Origin of the sequence: Streptomyces milbemycinicus (assembly GCF_002154605.1) — a bacterium.
In the GTDB taxonomy this organism is placed as follows: Bacteria; Actinomycetota; Actinomycetes; order Streptomycetales; family Streptomycetaceae; genus Streptomyces; species Streptomyces milbemycinicus.
In genome coordinates this window covers 272-20230 of record NZ_MUNE01000225.1, presented here as the reverse complement: position 1 = coordinate 20230, position 19959 = coordinate 272, and the positions used below count along the sequence as shown (strand labels likewise).

13 protein-coding genes and 1 pseudogene are annotated in these 19959 nt (G+C 73.3%); 3 read left to right on the top strand and 11 right to left on the bottom strand.

Translation table 11 applies throughout. From position 1 onward, the window contains the following. The 5 genes from CCN51_RS19390 to CCN51_RS19370 all read right to left on the bottom strand — a co-directional run. Positions 1 to 656, bottom strand: a 656-nt coding sequence (locus CCN51_RS19390) for a sugar phosphate isomerase/epimerase family protein (protein ID WP_143675841.1), incomplete at its 3' end; no start/stop codon positions are given. Beyond that, positions 653 to 1597: an SCO3242 family prenyltransferase gene (locus CCN51_RS19385; protein ID WP_014175595.1), complete on the bottom strand. Its 945-nt coding sequence runs from the start codon at positions 1595 to 1597 to the stop codon at positions 653 to 655. The genes CCN51_RS19390 and CCN51_RS19385, both read right to left, overlap by 4 nt. Further along, the gene (locus CCN51_RS19380) at positions 1594 to 2718 is read right to left on the bottom strand and encodes an inositol-3-phosphate synthase (RefSeq protein WP_014175596.1); all 1125 of its coding nucleotides are present in this window, start codon (positions 2716 to 2718) and stop codon (positions 1594 to 1596) included. Before CCN51_RS19380 ends, CCN51_RS19385 begins: the two co-directional genes overlap by 4 nt. Positions 2719 to 2892: 174 nt before the next feature. Beyond that, entirely contained in the window at positions 2893 to 5385 is a 2493-nt protein-coding gene (locus CCN51_RS19375) for a PQQ-dependent sugar dehydrogenase (protein ID WP_014175597.1), read from the bottom strand. Positions 5386 to 5642: 257 nt separating this feature from the next. Further along, the gene (locus CCN51_RS19370; protein WP_014175598.1) at positions 5643 to 6824 is read right to left on the bottom strand and encodes an ROK family transcriptional regulator; all 1182 of its coding nucleotides are present in this window, start codon (positions 6822 to 6824) and stop codon (positions 5643 to 5645) included. 190 nt (positions 6825 to 7014) lie between these two features. Between CCN51_RS19370 and CCN51_RS19365 the strand changes: the two genes are divergently transcribed. Then, on the top strand, positions 7015 to 8772 hold the full coding sequence (locus CCN51_RS19365; RefSeq protein ID WP_043489815.1) for a hypothetical protein: 1758 nt from the start codon (positions 7015 to 7017) through the stop codon (positions 8770 to 8772). A gap of 8 nt (positions 8773 to 8780) precedes the next feature. On the opposite strand, the gene CCN51_RS19360 is transcribed toward CCN51_RS19365, so the two are convergent. The 5 genes from CCN51_RS19360 to CCN51_RS19340 form a co-directional block, all read right to left on the bottom strand. Then, positions 8781 to 11258 (bottom strand): ATP-binding protein, encoded by a 2478-nt coding sequence (locus tag CCN51_RS19360; protein WP_014175600.1) that lies wholly within the window; start codon positions 11256 to 11258, stop codon positions 8781 to 8783. Positions 11259 to 11340: 82 nt separating this feature from the next. Next, entirely contained in the window at positions 11341 to 11562 is a 222-nt protein-coding gene (locus CCN51_RS19355; RefSeq protein WP_014175601.1) for a WD40 repeat domain-containing protein, read from the bottom strand. Between the two features lie 6 nt (positions 11563 to 11568). Next, a complete protein-coding gene (locus tag CCN51_RS19350) occupies positions 11569 to 11937 on the bottom strand; it encodes a helix-turn-helix domain-containing protein (protein WP_014175602.1) in 369 nt (122 codons plus the stop codon). Positions 11938 to 12058: 121 nt separating this feature from the next. Continuing rightward, positions 12059 to 14869 (bottom strand): family 78 glycoside hydrolase catalytic domain, encoded by a 2811-nt coding sequence (locus CCN51_RS19345; RefSeq protein ID WP_078610391.1) that lies wholly within the window; start codon positions 14867 to 14869, stop codon positions 12059 to 12061. 105 nt (positions 14870 to 14974) lie between these two features. Then, entirely contained in the window at positions 14975 to 17017 is a 2043-nt protein-coding gene (locus tag CCN51_RS19340; RefSeq protein ID WP_014175604.1) for a spermidine synthase, read from the bottom strand. Between the two features lie 101 nt (positions 17018 to 17118). Here CCN51_RS19340 and CCN51_RS19335 point away from each other — a divergent pair, with 101 nt between their 5' ends. Further along, a complete protein-coding gene (locus CCN51_RS19335) occupies positions 17119 to 17811 on the top strand; it encodes a hypothetical protein (RefSeq protein ID WP_143675840.1) in 693 nt (230 codons plus the stop codon). A 192-nt stretch (positions 17812 to 18003) separates the two neighbouring features. On the opposite strand, the pseudogene CCN51_RS19330 reads toward CCN51_RS19335, so the two are convergent. After that, positions 18004 to 19188 (bottom strand): annotated as a pseudogene (locus tag CCN51_RS19330) (YihY/virulence factor BrkB family protein); the annotation flags it as partial. A gap of 226 nt (positions 19189 to 19414) precedes the next feature. Here CCN51_RS19330 and CCN51_RS19325 point away from each other — a divergent pair. After that, positions 19415 to 19959 (top strand): GNAT family N-acetyltransferase (locus CCN51_RS19325; protein WP_086859837.1); only part of this gene is annotated, 545 nt, incomplete at its 3' end.

The following is a 19959-nucleotide window of genomic DNA, read 5'->3' as shown; positions in this document are numbered from 1 at the left end:
GGCGCGGCGGCGCGTACACAGTCGGCGGGCGGCAGGGGTTCCAGGCACTGGCAGTGGCCGAGGTCCAGGGTGAGGCCCAGCGCGGGCGGGTCGCCGAGGAGGCGGCGGAGGTGGTGGAAGTCGGCGAGGGTGGCGAGGAGGTGGCCGGGTTCGGGCTCGATAGCGAGCGGGATCCCGGCAGTGTCGGCGGCTTCCAGGACCGGGGTGAGGGATGCGGCCAGCCGCTGCCAGGCCGTGGCCGCGTCGCTGGTGGCCGCGTCGTCGGCGGGCGGGACGGTTCCGCTGAAGCAGTGCACGGCGTGCGCACCGAGGTCGGCGGCCACCCGGACCGCGCGCACCAGAAGGTCCACGCGGCGGGCGCGGGCCTCCGGGTCCGGGTCGAGGAGCGAGGGGCCGTGTTTGCGGCGGGGGTCGAGGACGTAGCGGGCGCCGGTTTCCACGGTGGCGTCGAGGCCGAGGGCGGCCAGGCGCCGGCCGGCCCGCCGGGTGCGGGCGGCGAGGTCGGGGGCGAGCGGGTCGAGGTGCATATGGTCGAGGGTCAGGCCGACGCCGTCGTAGCCGAGGTCGGCGAGGAGGGCGAGGGCGTCGTCGAGGCGGAGGTCGGCGAGGCCGTTGGTGCCGTAGCCGAACCGGAGGGCTGTCCCCTGGGCGGTCATGTGACGCTCACCCGCCTCGAGAAGCGCCGTGCCAGCGCGGTGAGGGCGGCCGTGCCCAGCGCGGTGGCCCCGGCCCCGGCGCGGGCGGCGAGGGCCGCCTGGAGCGGGATGGTGGCGCGGATGCCGGCGCCCACGGCGCGCTGGGTGAGCGGGGGTGAGGGGTTGAGGGCGGCGTTCAGGTACGGGCGGGCCGTGGCGGCGGCGTAGCTGAGGGAGAGAGCGGTGGTGAGGAAGCCGGACGGCCGGCCATGACCTGGGGGGCGCGAGGGAGTGGGTGAGGCGCCGACATCCCGTCGCAGCGCGGCTACGAGGCCATCTCGGTGCTCGCGCCCCAGGTCGCCCGGCAGCAGCCGGGTCAGCGTGGCCGTGGCGGCCAGCGCCGCAAGCGGGGCCAAGGGAGTGCCGTCGCGGGTCTCCTGGCGGGAGACCGCGGTGACGGCGAGGGTGTGGGTGGAGAGCAGGGCCGCCGAGGGCAGGGCCGGGCGGACGGTGCCGGCGGTGGCCGCGGCGCCGAGGAGCAGATCGAGGCCGCGGGCGGCGGCCATGGCGCCGGGCCCGGCGGGCGTGCGCTTCAGGACCAGGTCGTACGACCAGACGGTGGCCGCCAGGGGCACCGCGACCGCCAGCGCCGGGCGCCCCGCGCGGGCGGCCAGGGCGAGGCCCGCGGCCGTGAGGGCGCAGGCCGCGGCGAGGGCGGCGGCGGGGCGGATCCGGCCGGAGGGGAGCGGGCGGTGCGGGCGCTCGACGGCGTCCTCCGCACGGTCCGCCCAGTCGTTGAGGGCCATCCCGGCCTCGTACAGGCACAGGGAGCAGCCGACGGCGAGCGCGGTACGGCGGTCGGGGCGGGCGGCGACGGCGGCCGCTCCGGCCAGCCCGTCGCCGGGGACGGTGAACAGGGCGGGCAGGCGCAGCAGTTCGGCCCAGGCGTGGAGTCGGCTCACTCGCCCTCCCCCAGCCCCTGGGCGAACCGCACCAGTTCCGCGTACTGCTCCCCCAGCGCCGACGGCGCGTCCCCGACCGGGTCCTTGAAGAAGAAGGCGAGTTCGGCGAGGGGGCCGCGCAGACCGGTCTCGTGGGCGCGGGCGACGAGCCGGGCCAGGTCGAGAACCAGGGGCGCGGCGAGGGCCGAGTCGCAGCCCTGCCAGATGGTCTGGAGGACCATGCGGGTGCCGAGGAAGCCGTCGAAGGCCACGTGGTCCCAGGCGGTCTTCCAGTCGCCGAGCGCGGGCACGTCGTCGATGTGGACCTGGCCCTCGGGGGTGGTGCCGAGGGTGTCCGCGAGGACGCGTTCCTTGCCGGCGTTCTTGGCCGCCGCGGCGGCCGGGTCGGCGAGGGAGGCGCCGTCGCCCCCGCCGAGGAGGTTGGTGCCGGACCAGGCCCGGACGTCCAGTGCGCGCTGGGCGAACATGGGGCCGAGGACGGAGCGCAGCAGGGTCTGGCCTGTCTTGCCGTCGCGGCCCGCGTACGGCAGTCCGCTCGCCGCGGCGAGCGGGGCGAGCCCGGGGTGGTGCAGGCCCGTGGACGGGGTGAAGTTGATGTAGGGGCAGCCGGCGCGCAGGGCGGCCGCCGCGTAGAGCGAGCTGGGTGGGAGTGGGGGGCCGGTCGGGGCCGGTTCGGTGGAGGCGACGTTCACGACCACCGCGCGCTCCAGGCCGAGCCGTCGTACGAAGTCCTGGAGGTCGGCGGCGAAGGCGGCGATCAGCGCGTCCTCGTCCCGGGTGTCGCCGGGGAGCGGGCCGCCGGGCCTGATCTCCGTGTCGGCGGCGGCGAGTTCGGCCGCGACGGCGGCGGGCAAACCGAGCGGGAGGACTCCGCCCGCGGCCAGTTGCTCGGCGCGTTTGGGCAGGGGGCAGTCCGTGGTGTCGTGGCCGCCGAAGACCAGGGAGGACAGGGCGGGCAGGCCGCTGCCGGCGAACGCGGGGGCCTCGGTGACCAGGCCGGTCGGCGGGCGCAGCCCCGCGACCACGGCGGCGCATCCGGCGACGACGGTGGTGGCGACGGAGCCGCGGGCCCCGACCAGCCAGACGCCGACCCGAGGGGGACGGGAGAGGGACGCGGACATGGACAGCCTCCTTGTCCCGGGCATGAACTCCCGGAAGGGATGCGGGGTACCCCCAAAGAAGTAAGGGGGATGAGGGGTGGTGACGGCGGGCGGGAGTCCGGCGTCTCCCGCCCGCCGCCGTTCAGTGGCCCGTGGCGGGCTCAGTGACCCGTGGCGGGCTCAGCGGGTCGTGGCTCAGCGGGTCGTGAAGGTGAAGCCGTCGATCTCGTACAGGGCGCCGCTGCCGCCCTTGAAGACGAGGTAGAGGGTGGTGGTGCCGCTCGGTGCGCGGGACAGGCCGGCCGAGACGTCCTGGTAGGTCTCCCAGCCGCCGGTCACGGGCACCGTGGCCTTGCCGAGCAGGGTGCCGGTGGCCGAGCCCGCGCGGACCTCGAGGGTGCCGCCCGCGCCGCCGGACGCGATCCGCGCCGTGATCTTCGTGGCGTCGCTCAGCACGTAGGGCTTGAAGGCGATCCAGTCGCCGTTGTCGATGTCGCCGACGACCTTGCCGCCCTGGGCGGTGTCATGGGCGACGGTGGTCACGCCGGAGCTGGTGTTGAAGTGCTCGGCCTGGCGGTGGCGGGGCTGCAGGACGTGCCGGTCGTGCGAGGTGAGCGGGGCCTGGCCGCCGCCTCCGCCGTCGGTGTACTCGGCGTCCAGGACGCCGAAGATGTTGGCGTCCTCGTCGTGGCCGCCGTCGGCGCTGGACTGGATGGTGCCGGAGCAGCCGTTGGCCGAGGTGAGCGGGTGGCCGTGGGTGTCATGGCCGAGGATCAGGGTGACCTTGACCTTGGCGCAGTCGATGGTCCGGCCGTCCTCGGGGTCGGTGACCTTCACCTTGAACGGGATGGCGTCGCCGAAGCTGAACAGCTGCCCGTCCTTGGGCGTCTCGAGGACGACCTTGGGCGCGGTGTTGCCGACGACGATCTGCACACTGGCGCTGCCGGTGCGGCCGGAGGGGTCCTTGGCGGTGACGGTGGCGGTGTAGGTGCCGTTCTTGGAGTACTTGTGGGCCGGGTTGGCGGCCGTGGAGGTGGCGCCGTCGCCGAAGTCCCAGCTGTAGGTGAGCTTGTCGCCGTCCTGGTCGGTGGTGCCGGCCGAGGAGAACTGGACCTTCATCGGGGCCTGGCCGGAGGTGCGGTCGGCGGCGGCCTGGGACGACGGGGAGTGGCCGTCGGTCGCGTTCTCGATGCGGTACAGCGCCGAGTGCTCGTCGCCGCCGAACCAGGCGGTGCCGTAGTCGAGGACGTACAGCGCGCCGTCCGGGCCGAAGGCCATGTCCATCACCTGGGTGCCGGTCCAGGGGATGTCGTTGATCGACTGCACCGTGCCGTCGGCGTCGCTGCTGATGCGCTTGATCCAGCGGCGGCCGAACTCACCGGCGAAGAAGTCGCCGTCGTACGCCTCGGGGAACTTCACGGGCGAGTCGAGGGCGGCGTCGTAGTGGTAGACCGGGCCGCCCATCGGGGACTCGGAGCCGTCGCCGAACTCCGGTACGGATCCGCCGTTGTACGGAATCCAGGCGGACTGCGCCGGGGGCAGGTCGGTCAGGCCGGTGTTGTGCGGCGAGGTGTTCTTGGGGGCGGAGCAGTCGAAGGCGGCGCCGGAGGTGCGGGTGGCGAAGTCGAAGTCGACGTAGGCGTCGTTGGCGCCGGTGCAGTACGGCCAGCCGAAGTTGCCGGGGCCGGTGACGCGGGCGAACTCGACCTGTCCGGCCGGGCCGCGGCCGGGGTCGGCGGCGCCGGCGTCGGGGCCGTAATCGCCGACGTAGAGGATGCCGGTCTTCTTGTCGACGCTGAACCGGAACGGGTTGCGGAAGCCCATCGCGTAGATCTCGGGCCGGGTCTTGTCGGTGCCGGGCTTGAAGAGGTTGCCCTCGGGGATGGAGTACGAGCCGTCGGCCTCGACCTTGATGCGCAGGATCTTGCCGCGCAGGTCGTTGGTGTTGCCCGCGGAGCGCTGGGCGTCGAAGCCGGGGTTGCGGTCGGCGCGTTCGTCGATCGGGGTGTAGCCGTCCGACTGGAAGGGGTTGGTGTCGTCGCCGGTCGACAGGTACAGGTTGCCGGCCGCGTCGAAGTCGATGTCACCGCCGACGTGGCAGCACAGGCCACGCGTGGCGGAGACGTCGAGGATCTTCTTCTCGCTGGCGGTGTCGAGGGTGCCGTCGGTCTTCAGCACGAAACGGGAGAGGCGGTTGACGCCGTTGAAGGGCTCGAAGTCGGCGGCGGTGCCGGTCTCCGGGGCGTCGCCCGCCGGGGTGTTCAGCGGGGGCGCGTAGTAGAGGTAGATGAAGCGGTTGTCGGTGAAGTCCGGGTCGACGCCGATGCCTTGCAGGCCCTCCTCGTCATGGGAGTAGACGTCGAGTTTGCCCGCGAGTTTGGTGTTGCCCGCGGCGTCGGTCAGGCGCAGTTCGCCGTCGCGGGAGGTGTGCAGGACCGAGCGGTCGGGGAGGACGGCCAGCGACATGGGCTCGCCGACCTCCGCCTCCCCCTTGGCGAGGGTGACCTGCTGGAAGTCCTCGGCCGCCGCGGCCTTCTCCTGGCCGGTGACGGCTGCGCCGGCCTGGGGGGCGGTGAGGGTCAGGCCGGCGCCGGCGAGGAGTGCGCCGCTGAGCAGCGCGATCGCCTTGTGCAGACGCGATCTGTGAGTTCGGGTGCGGGTGCGGGTGATGCGGTCGTTCCCGTGCACGAAATGCCTCCAGAATGGGGCTGATTGTACGGGCGGGCGCGTACGCCGGGATGCGCCGTCATCCCGGAGCTCTGGACAACTGACCTGGTTATCTGTGGTCAGTTGGAGAATGTGGCATCGAGGGGGCCGACGGCGGCTTGCAGCCGTGGGCCGGAGGGCCGGTGTCAGGGCAGACCGCGCCTCGGTCGGCGCGGCGCCGAGCAGGCGTGCGTGGGTGAGAAGAGGTGGTCGCTCAGGCGGGTGAGAAGGGTGGTCGCTCAGGCGGGTGAGAAGAGGTGGTCGCTGATCAGCCGGGCCGCGCCGGTCACTCCGGCGGTGGAGCCCAACTCGCCCAGGACGATGGGGAGATTGCCGGTCGCAAGGGGCAACGACTGGCGGTAGACCTGGGTACGGATCGCGGCGAGCAGGGTGTGGCCCAGGCCGGTCACCCCGCCGCCGATCACTAACAGACCGGGGTTGAAGAAGGAGACGAGGCCGGCGATGACCTCGCCGACGCGGGTGCCGCCCTCGCGGATCAGCTCCAGTGCGGTGGTGTCGCCCGCGGTGGCCGCGGCGGCGACATCGGCGGCGGTGAGGGTGCCATTCGTCGCCAGCCGGGCGGCGAGGTCGGTGGACAGGCCCTGTTGGGCCACCTGCACCGCGTCGCGGGCCAGCGCCGCACCGCTGAAGTGAGCTTCCAGGCAGCCCCGGTTGCCGCAGGCGCAGGGCCTGCCGCCGGGCACGGCCTGGATGTGGCCGATGTCGCCCGCGCTGCCGGTGGTGCCGCGGTAGACCTGGCCGCCGACGACGATGCCGCAGCCGATACCGGTGCCGATCTTGACACAGAGGAAATCGGCTACGTTGCGGGCGACTCCGGCGTGCTGTTCGCCCATCGCCATGAGGTTCACATCGTTGTCGACCATGATCGGGCAGCCGAGTTCCTGGCTGAGCGCTTCCCGTACGGGGAAGCCGTCCCAGCCCGGCATGATCGGCGGGGCCACCGGTACGCCCTCGGGGAAGCGGACCGGTCCGGGAACGCCGATGCCGGCGCCGTCGAAGCCCTCGACGAGCCCGGCGGCCTTCAACTTCCCAGCCATGTCCAGGACTTGCTCGAAGACCGCCACGGGGCCCTCACGGACGTCCATCGGCTGGTTGAGGTGGCCGAGGACCTCCAGCTCCGCGTTGGTGACGGCGACGTCGACCGATGTCGCGCCGATGTCGACGCCGAGGAACCTCAGGCGCGGGTTCAGCCGGACGTTGTGGGAGCGGCGGCCGCCGCGCGAGGCGGCGAGCCCGTCGGCCACCACCAGGCCCGTATCCAGCAGCCGGTGCAGCTCCACGGCCAGTTTGGAGCGGGACAGGTCGACCTGGTCGCCCAGCTGGGCACGGGAGTTGGGGCCGCCGTCGCGCAGCAGCTTGAGCAGGCGTGCCTGGTGGGCGCTCGCCGGTCGTGCCGTCATGCGTCTCACTGTCCCCTCCCCGCCCAGATTCCGCCCCAGTGCCGGGCTTTCGTAGGGAACGTAGCAGCGGCTGCTGGACCTGGGAAGAAGTTACGCGTGGATTACTGCATACTTTCTCCACTCACAGGACAAAGATCGGTTGGATGCAACCCGAAGAACGGCCAAGGTCACCGCCGGTAAGATCGCCGGGATGACGGGCACGCTGCGGCTGAGGGTTCCGGTCGGCGCCGACGCGGAGCGGTGGGTGACCCGGGCACAGTGCCGTCGGGTGCTGCTCGTGGTGCACAACGTCACGTCCGCGACTCGACTGCTGGACGTACTCCCGCTGCTCAGCGGCGATCTGCGGGTGCAGCTGCTGGCGACCTGCACCCAGTCCTCGCCCTTTCTGGCCGGGGTGCCCGAGCTGCTGGCCGCCGCCGGGCTGCCCGTACTCCCCTGGGAACAGGCGAAGGACACCCCCGTCGACCTGGCGGTGTCCGCGAGCTACGGCGGTCAACTCCATGAGCTGCAGGGTGAGTTGGCTGTGTTGTCGCATGGCGTTGGGTACAATAAGAAGCTCGCAACACCGGACAACACCGGACAACACCGGACAACACCGGTCTTCGGGCTGGCGCCCGAGTGGCTGCTGCACAACGGCCGCCCCATCGCCTCCGCCACCGTCCTGTCCCACCCCGAGCAGCTGGACCGGCTCGGCACCGCCTGCCCGGAGGCCGCGCCGACGGCCGTCCTCGCCGGGGACCCCTGCTACGACCGCGTCCTTGACGCCCTCCCGTACCGCGAACGCTTCCGCCGCGCGCTCGGAGTCGCCCCGCACCAGCGGCTGGTCGTCGTCAGCTCCACCTGGGCGCCGCGCTCCCTCTTCGGCGACGGCGACGGCGGCGAAGGCGATCTGCTGCCCTGGCTGCTGCCCCGCCTGGCGGCCGAGCTGCCGGCCGACGAGTACCGCACGGTGGCCGTCCTGCACCCCAACATCTGGTACGGGCACGGCCCCGGGCAGGTCCGGGGCTGGCTGGACCGGGCGCGGCGGGCCGGTCTCGGCCTGATCTCCGAACTGCACGGCTGGCGGCAGGCCCTGATAGCGGCGGACTGCGTCCTGGGCGACCACAGCAGCGTCACGTACTACGCGGCCTCCATCGGCAGGCCGGTCCTCCTCGGCGCGTTCCCCGACGGCGACCTCGACCCCGCCTCGCCGGTCGCCGCGCTCGGCCGGACCGCCCCGAAACTCCGCCCGCACGGCAGCCTGCGCGCGCAGATCGAGCGCGCCGTCCAGGGCCACGACCCGGGCCGCTACGCCGAGCTGGCCGCCCAGACCACCTCCGCGCCGGGCCGCTCCGCCGGTCTGCTGCGCCGCCTGTTCTACGACCTCATCGGCATCCCCGAGCCCGCCGGCCGCCCCGCCCTCCTCGACCGGCTGCCGCTGCCGCCGTACGAGCCCGCCGAACCCACCGCGCCGGTACGCGTCCTGACCCGGCTGATCGACGCCGAACCACCGACGGTCGCCGTCACCCGCTACGCCGACGCCGCCCACGAGCCGGAGGACCCGGACGCCGACGGCGCGCACACGGCGGTGCACGAGGACACCCAGGACGCCGGGCGGCTGAGCGTCGCGGACGTGGTCGTACGGTACGGCGCGGAGGACGACCCCAGGGTCGGCCCGCCCGCCGCCTGGACGGCGGAGGTCCTGGCGCGCCATCCGCACTGCGCCCTGGCCGCGTATGTGACCGGCCCGGACCGCTGCACGGTGCGCACCCGGCAGGGGGATCTGGTGCGGCTGACGGCCGCCCCGGACGAGACCGGCCGGGCCGACCTGTGCGACCCGGCGGCGTACGCGTCGGCGCTGCTGGCCTGGCTCGGGGCCAAGCCCCTCGGCGCGGCGCAGGCGGAGCTGACCGTGGTCACCGGGGCGGCACACCACCGCGTCGCGGTGGAACGCCTGTCCCCGGCCTAGACTCCGGCTCAGGCGACCTCCAGCTCCGCCAGCCGCGCGCGCACGCGCTCGACGGACGCCTCGTCGCCCGCCGTCTCGTACAGCGCGACCGCCGTACGCAGATCACCGGCCTCCCCCGCCGGGTCGCCCAGCGCCCTCGCGCAGCGGGCCCGCATCTCCGCGGCGTCGGCGTGCTGGAGCTCGGCGCCCTCCCGGCCCATGGTGGCGATGGCCTCGTCGAGGCAGCCGCGGGCCGCCTCGGCGTCGCCGGCATCCAGATGCGTCTCGCCCAGACTCATGTACACCCGGCCCTCGTTGTACAGATCGGGCTCGGGCAGGGCCCGGAAGTGGGCCAGGGCCTCGTGGAGTCGGCGCACCGCCTCGCCGTATCGCTCCTGTCCGCGCAGGGCGCGGCCGGTGTGGTGGTCCAGCAGGGCCAGGGCGCGGGGCACATCCGCCGCGCCGTCGCCCCCCGGGCGGATCCGCCCCAGCACCTGCCCGGCCTCAGCGAAGCTCCGCTGTGCCTCGGGGTATCGCCACTGCTTGAGCCGCAGCAGTCCCAGCGCCTCGACGGCGCTCGCCCGGCCGCGGTGGTGCCCGGCCCGCTCGTCCGCGGCGGCGGCGTTCAGCAGGGCCTCCTCGGCCTCGGCCCAGCTTTCGAGGCCCATGTGGGCGAAGGCGAGCTGGACCAGCATCCGGCCCTCGGCCCGCGGGTCGCCGAACTCCGCGGCGCTCCGGCGGGCGGCGGCCACGCCCCTCAAGTGGGTCTCGACCCACTGTTCGTGGAAGCCGAGGCGCAGATGCAGGCCCCACATCGCCTCGCACAGCTGCCAGGCGAGTTCGTCGAAGCCGTGGTGCTCGGCGGCCCGTACGGCCGCGGCCAGGTTCTCGCGTTCGGCGCGCAGTTCGGCCAGGGCGAGGCGACCGGCCTCGGGGTCGCGGTCCGCGGGCGGCGCCAGCCGCGCATAGGCGGGGCCCAGCCGCCAGCGCCCGGGGATGACACGGAGGTCGGCGGCAGCCGCAAACCCCAGATACCAGCCGACGACGCGGCGCACGGCCGCCGCCCGGTCGGCGTGGCGGTCCTCCGCCTCGCCGCGCCGCGCGGCGTGGTCGCGTACGAGGTCGTGGAAGCGGTAGCGCTCCTCCCCCACTTCCTCGAGCAGATGGACACCGGCCAGCTCGTCGAGGAGCGCCCGCGCCTCGTCGTCGTCCGCGGCGTCCACGGCCTTACGCGCGGCCCCCACCGTGATACCGGGCCACGGCCACACCCCCAGCATCCGGTACAGCAGGGCCGCCCGCGGGCTCAGCTCCCCGTACGTGACGTCGGTGGTGAGGTCCACCGCGCCCCGGGCGGACCGGTCGTCCATGGACGGGGCCTCCTGTTCCCTGCGGTGTGCCCGCTCGGACAGCTGTCGCTCGACGGTGTCCCAGGTGAGGTGTTCCCGTACGGCGACGCGGGCGCCCGTCTCGCACAGCGCGAGCGGAATCCCGCCGCACCGCTCCGCGACCGCCGCGACACCGGGCCCCCGTCCGGCCGTCGCGTCCCGGCCCACGATGCGGGTCAGCAGCCGGACCGAGTCGGCGGTGGTGAGCGGGTCGAGCCTGATCACCTCGGCGCCCGGATCGGCCGCGAGCCGGTCGAGGCGGTAGCGGCTGGTGATGATGGCCAGGGACTCCGGGGCGGCGGTCAGCAGCGGCCGGACCTGCCGCTCGGAGTGGGCGTTGTCCAGGACGACGACCATGCGCCGTTCGGCCGCGCAGTCGCGGTAGAGCTCACTCAGCCGCCGCTCGTCGGCCGGCAGCCGGCCGGTCGGCACCCGCAGCGCGTCCAGGAGGCGGACCAGCGCCTCGGAGGGCGTCAGGGCCGTCGTCGCGGACTGCCCCTGCAGATCGATGTAGAGCTGGCCGTCGGGGAAGCGCTCGGTGAGCCGGTGCGCGCAGTGCACGGCCGCCGCGGTCTTCCCGATGCCGCCGGGCCCCACCAGCACCACGACCGCCGGGACGCCGTCGGCCCTGTCCTCGCCGTCGAGCACCCGGGCGATCTGGTCCGGCAGCGCCTCGCGGTCGGTGAAGGCGGCGTTCGCGGGCGGCAGCATCCGCGGGCGGGACGCCCCGGGTGCCACGGCGGGGACTGCGCGCGACCCCAGCCACCCGGTCTCCCGCAGCCAGGCCGTCACGTCGCGGGCGAAGCCGGGAGAGGTGCGGGAGCTCTCCCACAGCTGCCGGGCCAGCTCGCGCCGCTCCTCGTCGGTGGCGGGCAGCAGGGGCGACTCGTCCGCGCGGACGCCGGGGTCCGGGTCAGCCGGCTCGGCGTCGAGGTCGGGGTCAGTCGGCTCGGCGCCCGGGCCGGGGTCCTGCGGCGTCCCGGGGTCGGGGTCCGCGGCGCGGCGCCGCATCCTCCGTACGAGCCCGGCCAGCGCCTCCGAGCTCCGCCGCCCCATCTCCCCGCCCGCGCCCGACAGGGCGCCCGAGGTCACCGTGGTGACCGCCGAGGCCACCGCCGCCATCGTGAACGGCTCCACAGCCCACCCCCAACTCGCGTCTGTGCACACGGTATCGGGAAGATCGCGATCACCGGGGTGACCGCGCTCAGCCCATGTCGCACGTCCTGCGATACGACTTTTCCGGGATCAGCTGCCTCCACTCCTCGCGGGTCAGATCGCGGGAGAGCGCCGTGCACAGTTGCGTCGCGGTGCGCCGGGGGTCGGTGTTCCACAGCCGGACGGTGCCGTCGTCCCCCGCCGTGGCCGGCGTGCGGCCGTCGGGGCTGAACGCGACGGCGTCCACGGACCGGGTGTGGCCCCGTAACACGGCCAGCTACTCACGGTCCCGGCCGAAGAACCGCTCGTGGTCCCCCGGTTCGAACCGCGCGAGGCCCTGGTAGGGCGGCTCGGCGTCGTCGTCCTCGACGGCCCGCAGCGCGATCTCCTCGGACGTCTGCCGCCAGTGCCGCTCCCACTCCTCGCGGTCCCCGCCGCACGCGGCCACATAGGCGAGGGTGACCTCCAGCGAGGGCAGTTGCTCCCCGGCGGCGGCCCGCGACAGGGTCGAGACCGTGTACGGGGTGCGCTGCGCCATCGCCCGGTACGTCGGCCCGCCGGCCTCGGACCTCAGCTTGCGCAGCGCGAACGCGAAACGCTGCTCGGGGCCCGCGCCGGGGTCGAGCGGCCTCTCCTGGCGGCCCATGGCTCCCCCTCAGGTGGCCTGTCTGAGGGGGAACCTAGGCACATGGGACGGGTGGGACAAGGGTGGTTGGCGCCATCTCGACGCCCCGTGTCCGGCCCCCGCTGACCTGCGGCAGACCTCGTCAGACCGCCGGGGTGAACGTGGAGTGACCAGAGCCCACCATATAGATGGCGCGGCCGTTACGAACACCCTCGAAGCGCGGCGCGGACGCGCCGTCCGGGCCCGCGCCACTGGCCTTGGGCACCCGGCCGTCCGCGAGCGGAACCTCCACTTCAGCGGTGACGTTGACCGGGATGTCGACCTTGACCTGGGTGCCGTGCGCGGTGGTGTTCCAGCGGACCCCGACCGTCCCGGCCTGGGTCCACACCGTGCCCTCGGCGTGGGTCAGTTCGGTGTCGCGCGGTGGCCGGATCCGCAGCGTGGTGGCGGCCGTGCCGGTGACGTTCAGCCCGAGCAGATCCTGCTGGAGGTCCACCAGGGCGGTCGCGCCCCACCCGTGGGACAGGCTCTGGCCGTCGTCCGGCGCCTCCCACGACTCCCAGGTGAATGTGCCGCCCCGGGCGAGGATGTTGGCCCAGCCGAGCGAGGTGCGGTCGGTGATCCGCGCCAGCACCTGGTCGTCGCGGCCGGCCCGGTGCAGGGCGGTGAGCAGCCAGTTGGCCGTCATCGGGCCCATCTGCAGCTTGAGCGAGACGAGATGGTCGGCGATGGTGTCCACGCTGCCCTCGGGCGCGATGCCGAAGGCGACGGCGTACGCGTTGGCGATCTGCGAGGCGTGTGCGCTCTGGGTGCCGTCCGCCTTGAGCCCGTCGGTGTAGAGGCTGTCCGGGCGGCGCAGCCGGTCGTTGACGGCCTCGGCCAGCTTGGCCGCGTCGGCGCGCAGCGCGTCGGCCTCGGCCTTCGGCCGGCCGAGCGCGGCGGCCTGGTCGGCGGTGCGCCGCAGGGCGTCCACGGCGAGGATGTTGACGGTGGTGCGGGCCGTGGTGTCGGTGTCGTAGCCGTACCGGTTGGGCCAGTCGATGATGCCGTACTGGTAGGCGCCGGAACCCCCGGCGAGCTTGGTGACCAGACCGGTGGCGGGGTCGATATAGCGGCGGATGTAGTCGGCGACGGCGGCCGAGGCGGGGTAGGTGGCGGCGAGCGTGGCGCGGTCGCCGGAATTGAGGTAGTACTCCCAGACCCAGCCCGGGAACATCTCGGTGTAGTCGGGGATGTCCCGCTTGCCGTCGCCGTTGGGGTAGACGGCGTTCATCCGGCCGTCGGGCCAGTACCGCTGCTGCGACTCGGCGAATTCCCGGATCGCCCTGGCGGTGAGCGCGCGGTCGCCTGAGCCCGCCATCAGGGCGCGGGAGACGTCCACGGAGTCGCCGAGGAACTGCCCCTTCTCCCGGGTCGGGGTGTCCAGGAACTGCTCCTGCGAGTCGTACAGCGCGGAGCGCCGCATCAGCTCGGCCACCGCGTCCAGCGTGGGGTCGGAGCTGCGGAAAGTGGCGGCGCGGGCCGGGTCGGCGTCGGTGTGCTGGACGACGGCGGCGATCGACGACGCGCTCAGCGGCTCACCGGGGTCGTCGATCTGGAGATAGCGGAACCCCTCGTAGGTGTAGGCCTGGAAGGTCTGGGCGCCGTCGTGCTGGATGTACTGGTACGACAGATCGGTCTTCTGGTTGTCGTGGGCGGAGTCGGACACGGTGCCGTCCGCGTTGCGCACATAGCCCGCCCGCATGTCGATCGTGCGGCCGGACACACCGCGGGCGAACCGCACCTGCGGCACCGCCGGGATGATCGTGCCGAAGTCGGCGACCACCGCGCCCGAGTCGAGCCGGGTCACCGTGACCGGGCGCACCGTACGGTAGGCCAGCCGCGTCTGCTGGCTGCGCAGATGGCTGAAGCCCCCCGCCGGGTGCACGCCGACCACCTGCGGCGACTGCCAGGACGAGGCGTCGAAGCCGGGTCGGTTCCAGCCCCGCTGGCGCTGGACGGTCCGGCCGTCGACGCCCTCGATGTAGTCGCGGCCGTCGTCGTTGCGGTAGGGCAGGGACAGCCACGGGCCGCGCGCCACCCGCCAGCTGCCGTCGGACACCACCACCTGCCGGGAGCCGTCGGCGTGTTCGACGACCAGCCGGGCCAGCAGCCCCGGCTCACCGGCCGGGCGCCCCTGGCCGGGGCCGTACCAGTGGGCCAGCACACCGATCGCGGCCGGGCGGCCCGCCTTGAGGTCGCGGGTGACATCGCCGGCCTGGTAGTAGCCCTCGTCGGGGTACGCGTAGGCGGCGCCGCGGTCCACCAGGCGGCCGTTGACGTACGCCCGGTACTGCTGGGACGCGGCTACGTAGAGCCGGGCGCGCACCACGGGGCTCGCGCCGACGGTGAACTCCTTGCGGGCCAGCGTGTAGTCGTCCTTGTCGCCCGTGGTGCGCCGGATCCAGCTCGCCTGCCACGTGGCGTCGGAGATGCCGGTGTCGAAGGCGGCCCGCGCGGCCCATGGCGAGGCGGCGCCGGTCCGGTCCCAGGTGCGTACGGTCCAGGTGTAGCCGGTGCCGCCGGGCAGGTCCGGTCCGTCGTAGGCCACATAGGCCTGCCGCGCGGAGACGACCTTGCCGCTGTCCCACACCTGGCGGGAGCCGCCCGGCCCGGCGCCGGTCCGGGCCACCCGGATCTGGTACGCGGTCTGCCTCTCCCCGGGGTCGACATCGCGCGGCCGCCACCCGAACAGCGGGGCGCCCTCGACGTCGAGCGGCCGGGCGCGGTCGCCGACGGTGAGGTCCGCGGGGGCGAGGGGGGCGTGGCCACCGCGTGGTTCGGCCGCCGCCGCGTGGCCCGGGGCGGCCGTCGACACCACCGGGAGCAGGGCGGCGGCCAGCAGCACGCCGATCCGCCGCAGGCCGCCGCAGGCCTCCCGGCGTCTGAGGACTCTCCATGTCGCCTTTGACAACGTCGCCTCCAAAACTATTGAATCGATTCAACAGTGGAGATCATTGTGCCAGCGCGGATAGGGGCATGAGAACCCGCCGGAACCCGGAAATCTGTCAGGTGCAGCTCAGGGCCGCGCGGTGGGCTCGACCGTGAGCCGTTCGACCGGCTCCGCCGGGCCCCGGGTGTGGCGGGTGAAGCGCATCGCGATACACGCCCCCGCGTACAGCCCGGCGACGACCAGAAGCAGCGCCTGATAGCCGGTGACGAGGGCGAGGTATTCGAGCGTGCCACCGGTGAGGGCGCCCAGAAGGTTCGCGCCGAAGGCGGCCGTGGGGTCGGGGGCCGCCGCCAGCCGGTCGGAGAAGATGAGGTTGGCGCAGAAGATCGGCGCGAAGGCCAGGGCGATCGCCGCGATCAGGCGTGCCGCGACGGGCAGCCCGAGCACCCAGTGGGTCGGGACGAGCCAGGACACGGCCAGGGTGGCGAACAGCAGCAGCTGCAGCACGGACTGGTTGACGCGGCGCATCCGGCGCCGGGTCTCGACCGCGCCGAGGACGGCCAGCATGACGCCGGCGAAGACGATGGCGTTGACCAGCCAGGTGGTGCCGAAGTAGAGGGCGAACCCGATCACGTTCTTGGTCTCGAGCAGCATGAAGGCGGCACCGAGCAGAAACATGTCGGTGTATCTGACGGTGCGCCGGACACGCACCCCGGTCAGCCGCACCGACACCACGGTCACCAGCAGGATCGCCCCGAGCACCCAGAGATAGAGGCTGGGGATGGTGCGGTGCAGCAGATACGGGAAGGGGTGGTCGTCGGTGGCGGCCGCGGGCACCGGGCCCGAGGGCCGCCAGGCGGTCGCGCACCGCTGGTCGCCCGGGGTGGCACCGGCGACGAGGATGGCGGCCTTCTTGCCGCCGTAGTGGGTGATGCAGGGCGAATGTCCGAAGACCGTGCTGAGAGTGGAGCCGTAGCGGTCGATCAGCCAGTTCTGCCGGTAGTAGTTGTACATCGCGAACGCGCCGCCGGGGGCCAGATGGCGGTGTGCCGCCTCGAAGGCCTGCCGGGTGAACAGATAGCTCTCCAGGCGGAGGTTGCTGGCCCCGGACACCAGGGTCAGGGAGTCCGGCAGCGCGAGCACCACCAGGTCGTAGCGGGCGTCCGTACGCTCGAGGAAGGCCCGCCCGTCGTCGATGTGGACATGCACCCGGGGGTCGTCGTACGGCCGGTCGGGGTGCAGATCGGCGCCGATCTGCCGGAGCCTGGGGTCGATCTCGACGGCGTCCACCCGCTGGGCGCCATGGGCGAGCGCGACGGCGACGTCGTTGCCGTTGCCCGCGCCGATGACCAGGACACGGCGGTGTGGATTGGCCGGGGTCTCCCGGTACGGCTCCTCGTACGGGGAGTCGGAGCGCCGCAGCACCTTCAGCGGGGCGATGCTCTGGTGCGGAACCCCATTGGCGGCGATCTTGTAGTCCCGGCTGCCCGAGGTCGCACGCTTGAGCTCGATCTTGTAGTACGGGGACCAGGAGATACCGCTCGCCAGCGACTCCAGCGTCAGCGCCGCCACCACCACGGCCAGCGGCACCGCGTACCGCACGGTGTTGTGGCGCCCGCCCAGCACCAGCAGCGCCACCGCGGCAACGGCCCCCCACACCACCGACGGGGCGCGCAGCCAGGACAGCGCGGCGAACGAGAGCGAGCCGGCCAGCGAGCCCAGCAGGTCGTAGCGGTAGGCGTCCAGCGACGGCAGCTGCCGGAACAGGTCCGCCGTCATCTTGCCGATGGCCGTCATGATGAGCGCGACCAGGCCGAACAGGATCGGGAGGGTCACCCACTGGGGCAGTCCGGTGGTCTTCACGGCCGTGAAGTAGATGACCTCACCGCTGGTCTGCCGCACCTGTACGGGGAACTCCCGCACCAGGACCACGAGGACGGCGAGCGGCACGGGCGCCCAGCGGGTGAGCCACTGCCCGCGCCCGGCCGGGATCAGAAACCCCAGGCCGATGCCGAGGAACGAGCCCAGCAGGATGAAGTTCGAGAAGTAGCTGAGGTGGACGATGTTGGCGCCGGTCCACCTGATCAGCGCCAGCTCCACAAAGAGCATGGTGGCGCTGGCCAGCACCAGCCTCGGGCGCAGGTTCCGCGTTCGAGCGCTGTCGTCCATGCCTGGACGGTTTCATCTGAGCAGGGGCAGGTCGAGCATCCCCGGCGGCGCCTGCGCCACCTGGCAGGCGCGTGTCACCTGATGGGGCCAACCGGCTGTCGGTGGGCCATGCCACTCTGCACTTCCGCAAGGCGTGGCACTGGGCAGTGGTGGATACGGAGGGGCGCGGTATGGGGTTGTCCGGTTTCTGGCTGATGGGGGCGCTGGGCGATGCGGAGGTCGCGGAGCTCGCCCCGCTCGCGGTGCCCGCCATCGAGGCCACGGCGGCGCGGTCGGCTGCGGTGGGCACCTGGTCGCGCTGGGAGCGCGACGCGGCGCGCGGCGGTGGCGCGGTGCCGGTGTGGCGCGAGGACGGCTACACCACGGAGGCGGCGCTGCACCTGTACAACATGGTCGACGACTCGGCCTTCGACGCCATGGACACCACGGGGAAGCTCCACATCATGAACTGGTGGGACCGGCTCGACACCGATCCGGTCGAGCCGTTCTTCGAGTCCGTACGCAAGGACAACCCGGTGGCCGCCCTCTTCCACGGCCTGGGCCCCGAGCGCGCGGCGATGCTGCCCGGCTGGGCCGGCGACGCGGTGTTCCCCGCCGACGAGGTGCGCCGCCGGCTTCCGGCGGCCGAGGCCGCGCTCGCGGTGTCCGGGGCGGAGCGCGAGCGGGCGCTGGCCCGGATCGACGACTGGCCGGGCGAAAAGGAGGCCGAGGCGCTGCTCGACGGGCCGCTGCGGGTGTGGCGGGAGACGGCCGAGGCCGGGCTGGGGCTACTGGCCTCCCGTATCTGGCACTGATCCGCCGGTGGCGCTGCGCACCGGGTTCCCGGCGGCGTCGGTCCGGCCGTCGGACGGGGAGTCCTGCGGCGGGGAGTCCTTGGGCCGGAAGCCGCTTGGCCGGGAGTCCTGCGAGGCGCCGTTCTCCGCCGCGAGATTCTTCGCCCCGCCGTTCTCGGACGCTCGGGGCTCCGGCGTCCGCGCCTCCGGTGTCCGCGCCTCGGGCGCCGATGTCTCCGGTGTCTCCGGTGTCTTCGTCTCCGGTGTCCGTGTCTCCGGTGTTCTGGGTGCCTGTCGTGGGGTGCGCCTGTGGTGCAGCCGGGAGCGTACGTCGGCATGCGGCAGGAACTGTGCCCAGCGCTCGGGGAACTCCGAGGGCGGGGTGATCTCCGCCGCCCCGTCGTCCGCGGTGCGCTGCTCCCAGGCCCGCCGCCTGGCCGTGTCCTCCCGCGCCCGCGCGGCGGCCTCGGCGCGCCCGGCGGCGGTGGCGACCGACGGCCAGACCCGGTCGATCGCGGCGTTGACCGCCGCGCCGACGAGCACCGCGAAGGCGGACACACCGATCCACAGCAGCACGGCGACGGGTGCGGCCAGCGAGCCGTAGATCGTCGGCCCCTCGACGGTGTGGACCAGGTAGATGCGGAGCAGGACGCTGCCGAGCACCCATATGGCCAACGCGACCAGCGCCCCGGGGATGTCCTCCCGCCAGGGCGAGCGCACCGGCACGGAGACGTGGTAGAGGGTGGTGAGGAAGGCGACGGACAGCAGGATCACCACGGGCCAGTACAGGACCCGTACGAGGTCCCCGCTCGCGGGCACCAGGTGCACGACGGCCTCCGGGCCGATCACCATCAGGGGCAGCGCCACCGCCCCGATGATCAGCGCGACCAGATAGAGAAGGAAGGACAGCAGCCGGGTCCTGACGATCCCGCGGCGGCCTTCGAGCCCGTACATGATGGTGATGGTGTCGACGAAGACGTTGACCGCGCGGGAGCCGGACCACAGGGCGATGGCGAAGCCGAGTGAGATGACGTCCGGGCGGCCGCCCTTGATGACGTCGTCCAGCAGCGGCCGGGCGATCTCGCGGACCCCCTTGTCGGACAGCACGGTCCCCGAGGCGTTGAGGATGTTCTGCCGGATGGTGGCCACGGTGTCGGTGTTGGTCCACACGTCGAAGTAGCCGAGGAGCCCGATCAGGGCGAGCAGCAGCGGCGGCAGCGACAGCAGGGTGAAGAAGGCGGCCTCGGCGGCCAGGCCGGTGACCCGGTACTCCATGCAGGAGTTGACGGTGTCCTTCAGCAGCAGCCAGGCCATCCTGCGCTTGGACACATTGCGGTACAAGGCGCGGGCCTTGTTGAGCCGACCGGACGGCTTCGACGGTTCTTTCCCTGGCTGCACCTTCCAACGGTATCCGCCCCGGGACGCCCGACGGCCCCCGGTGTTTCCCTCCGTGACCAGCCGGTGACCAGGCCGGACGAGAACTCGGCGGAGAACTCGGCGGAGGGGATGCCGCGCCGACTCGGTACCGCCCTCCGCCACGCCCACTGTCCGTGCCCGCTACAGCCATGCGCAAAGGTTGCGCCGCGTTGCAGCCGCCGACCGGGGTCGTGATTGCATGTGCCGCATGAGCATCACCGTCACCACCTGGTCCCTGGAGCAGACCTCGCCCGCGGACCTCGCCCCGGCTCAGCAGCCCCCCGCCGCCGCGGGGGTGCGGATCGTACGGGCCGAGATCCCCGGCCCGGAGTTCAACCGCTTCCTCTATACGGCCGTCGGCGCGGATGTGGCCTGGACGGACCGGCTGGGGTGGACCGTCGAGCAGTGGCGGGAGTTCCTGGAGCGGCCCGGCATGGAGACCTGGGTCGCGTATGAGCGCGGCACCCCGGCGGGGTACATCGAGCTGGACGGGCAGGACGAGGGCGTGGTGGAGATCGCGTACTTCGGGCTGCTGCCCGCCTTCCGGGGGCGGCGCATCGGCGGGCATCTGCTGACCTGGGGCACCGCCCGCGCCTGGGACCTGGCCGAGCGCTGGGCCGGGCGGCCGCCGACCAAGCGGGTGTGGGTGCACACCTGCAGCAAGGACGGACCGTACGCGCTGGACAACTACCGGCGGCGCGGGTTCCGGGTCTTCGACACCAAGCACGACACCGAGACCGAGACCGAGACCGA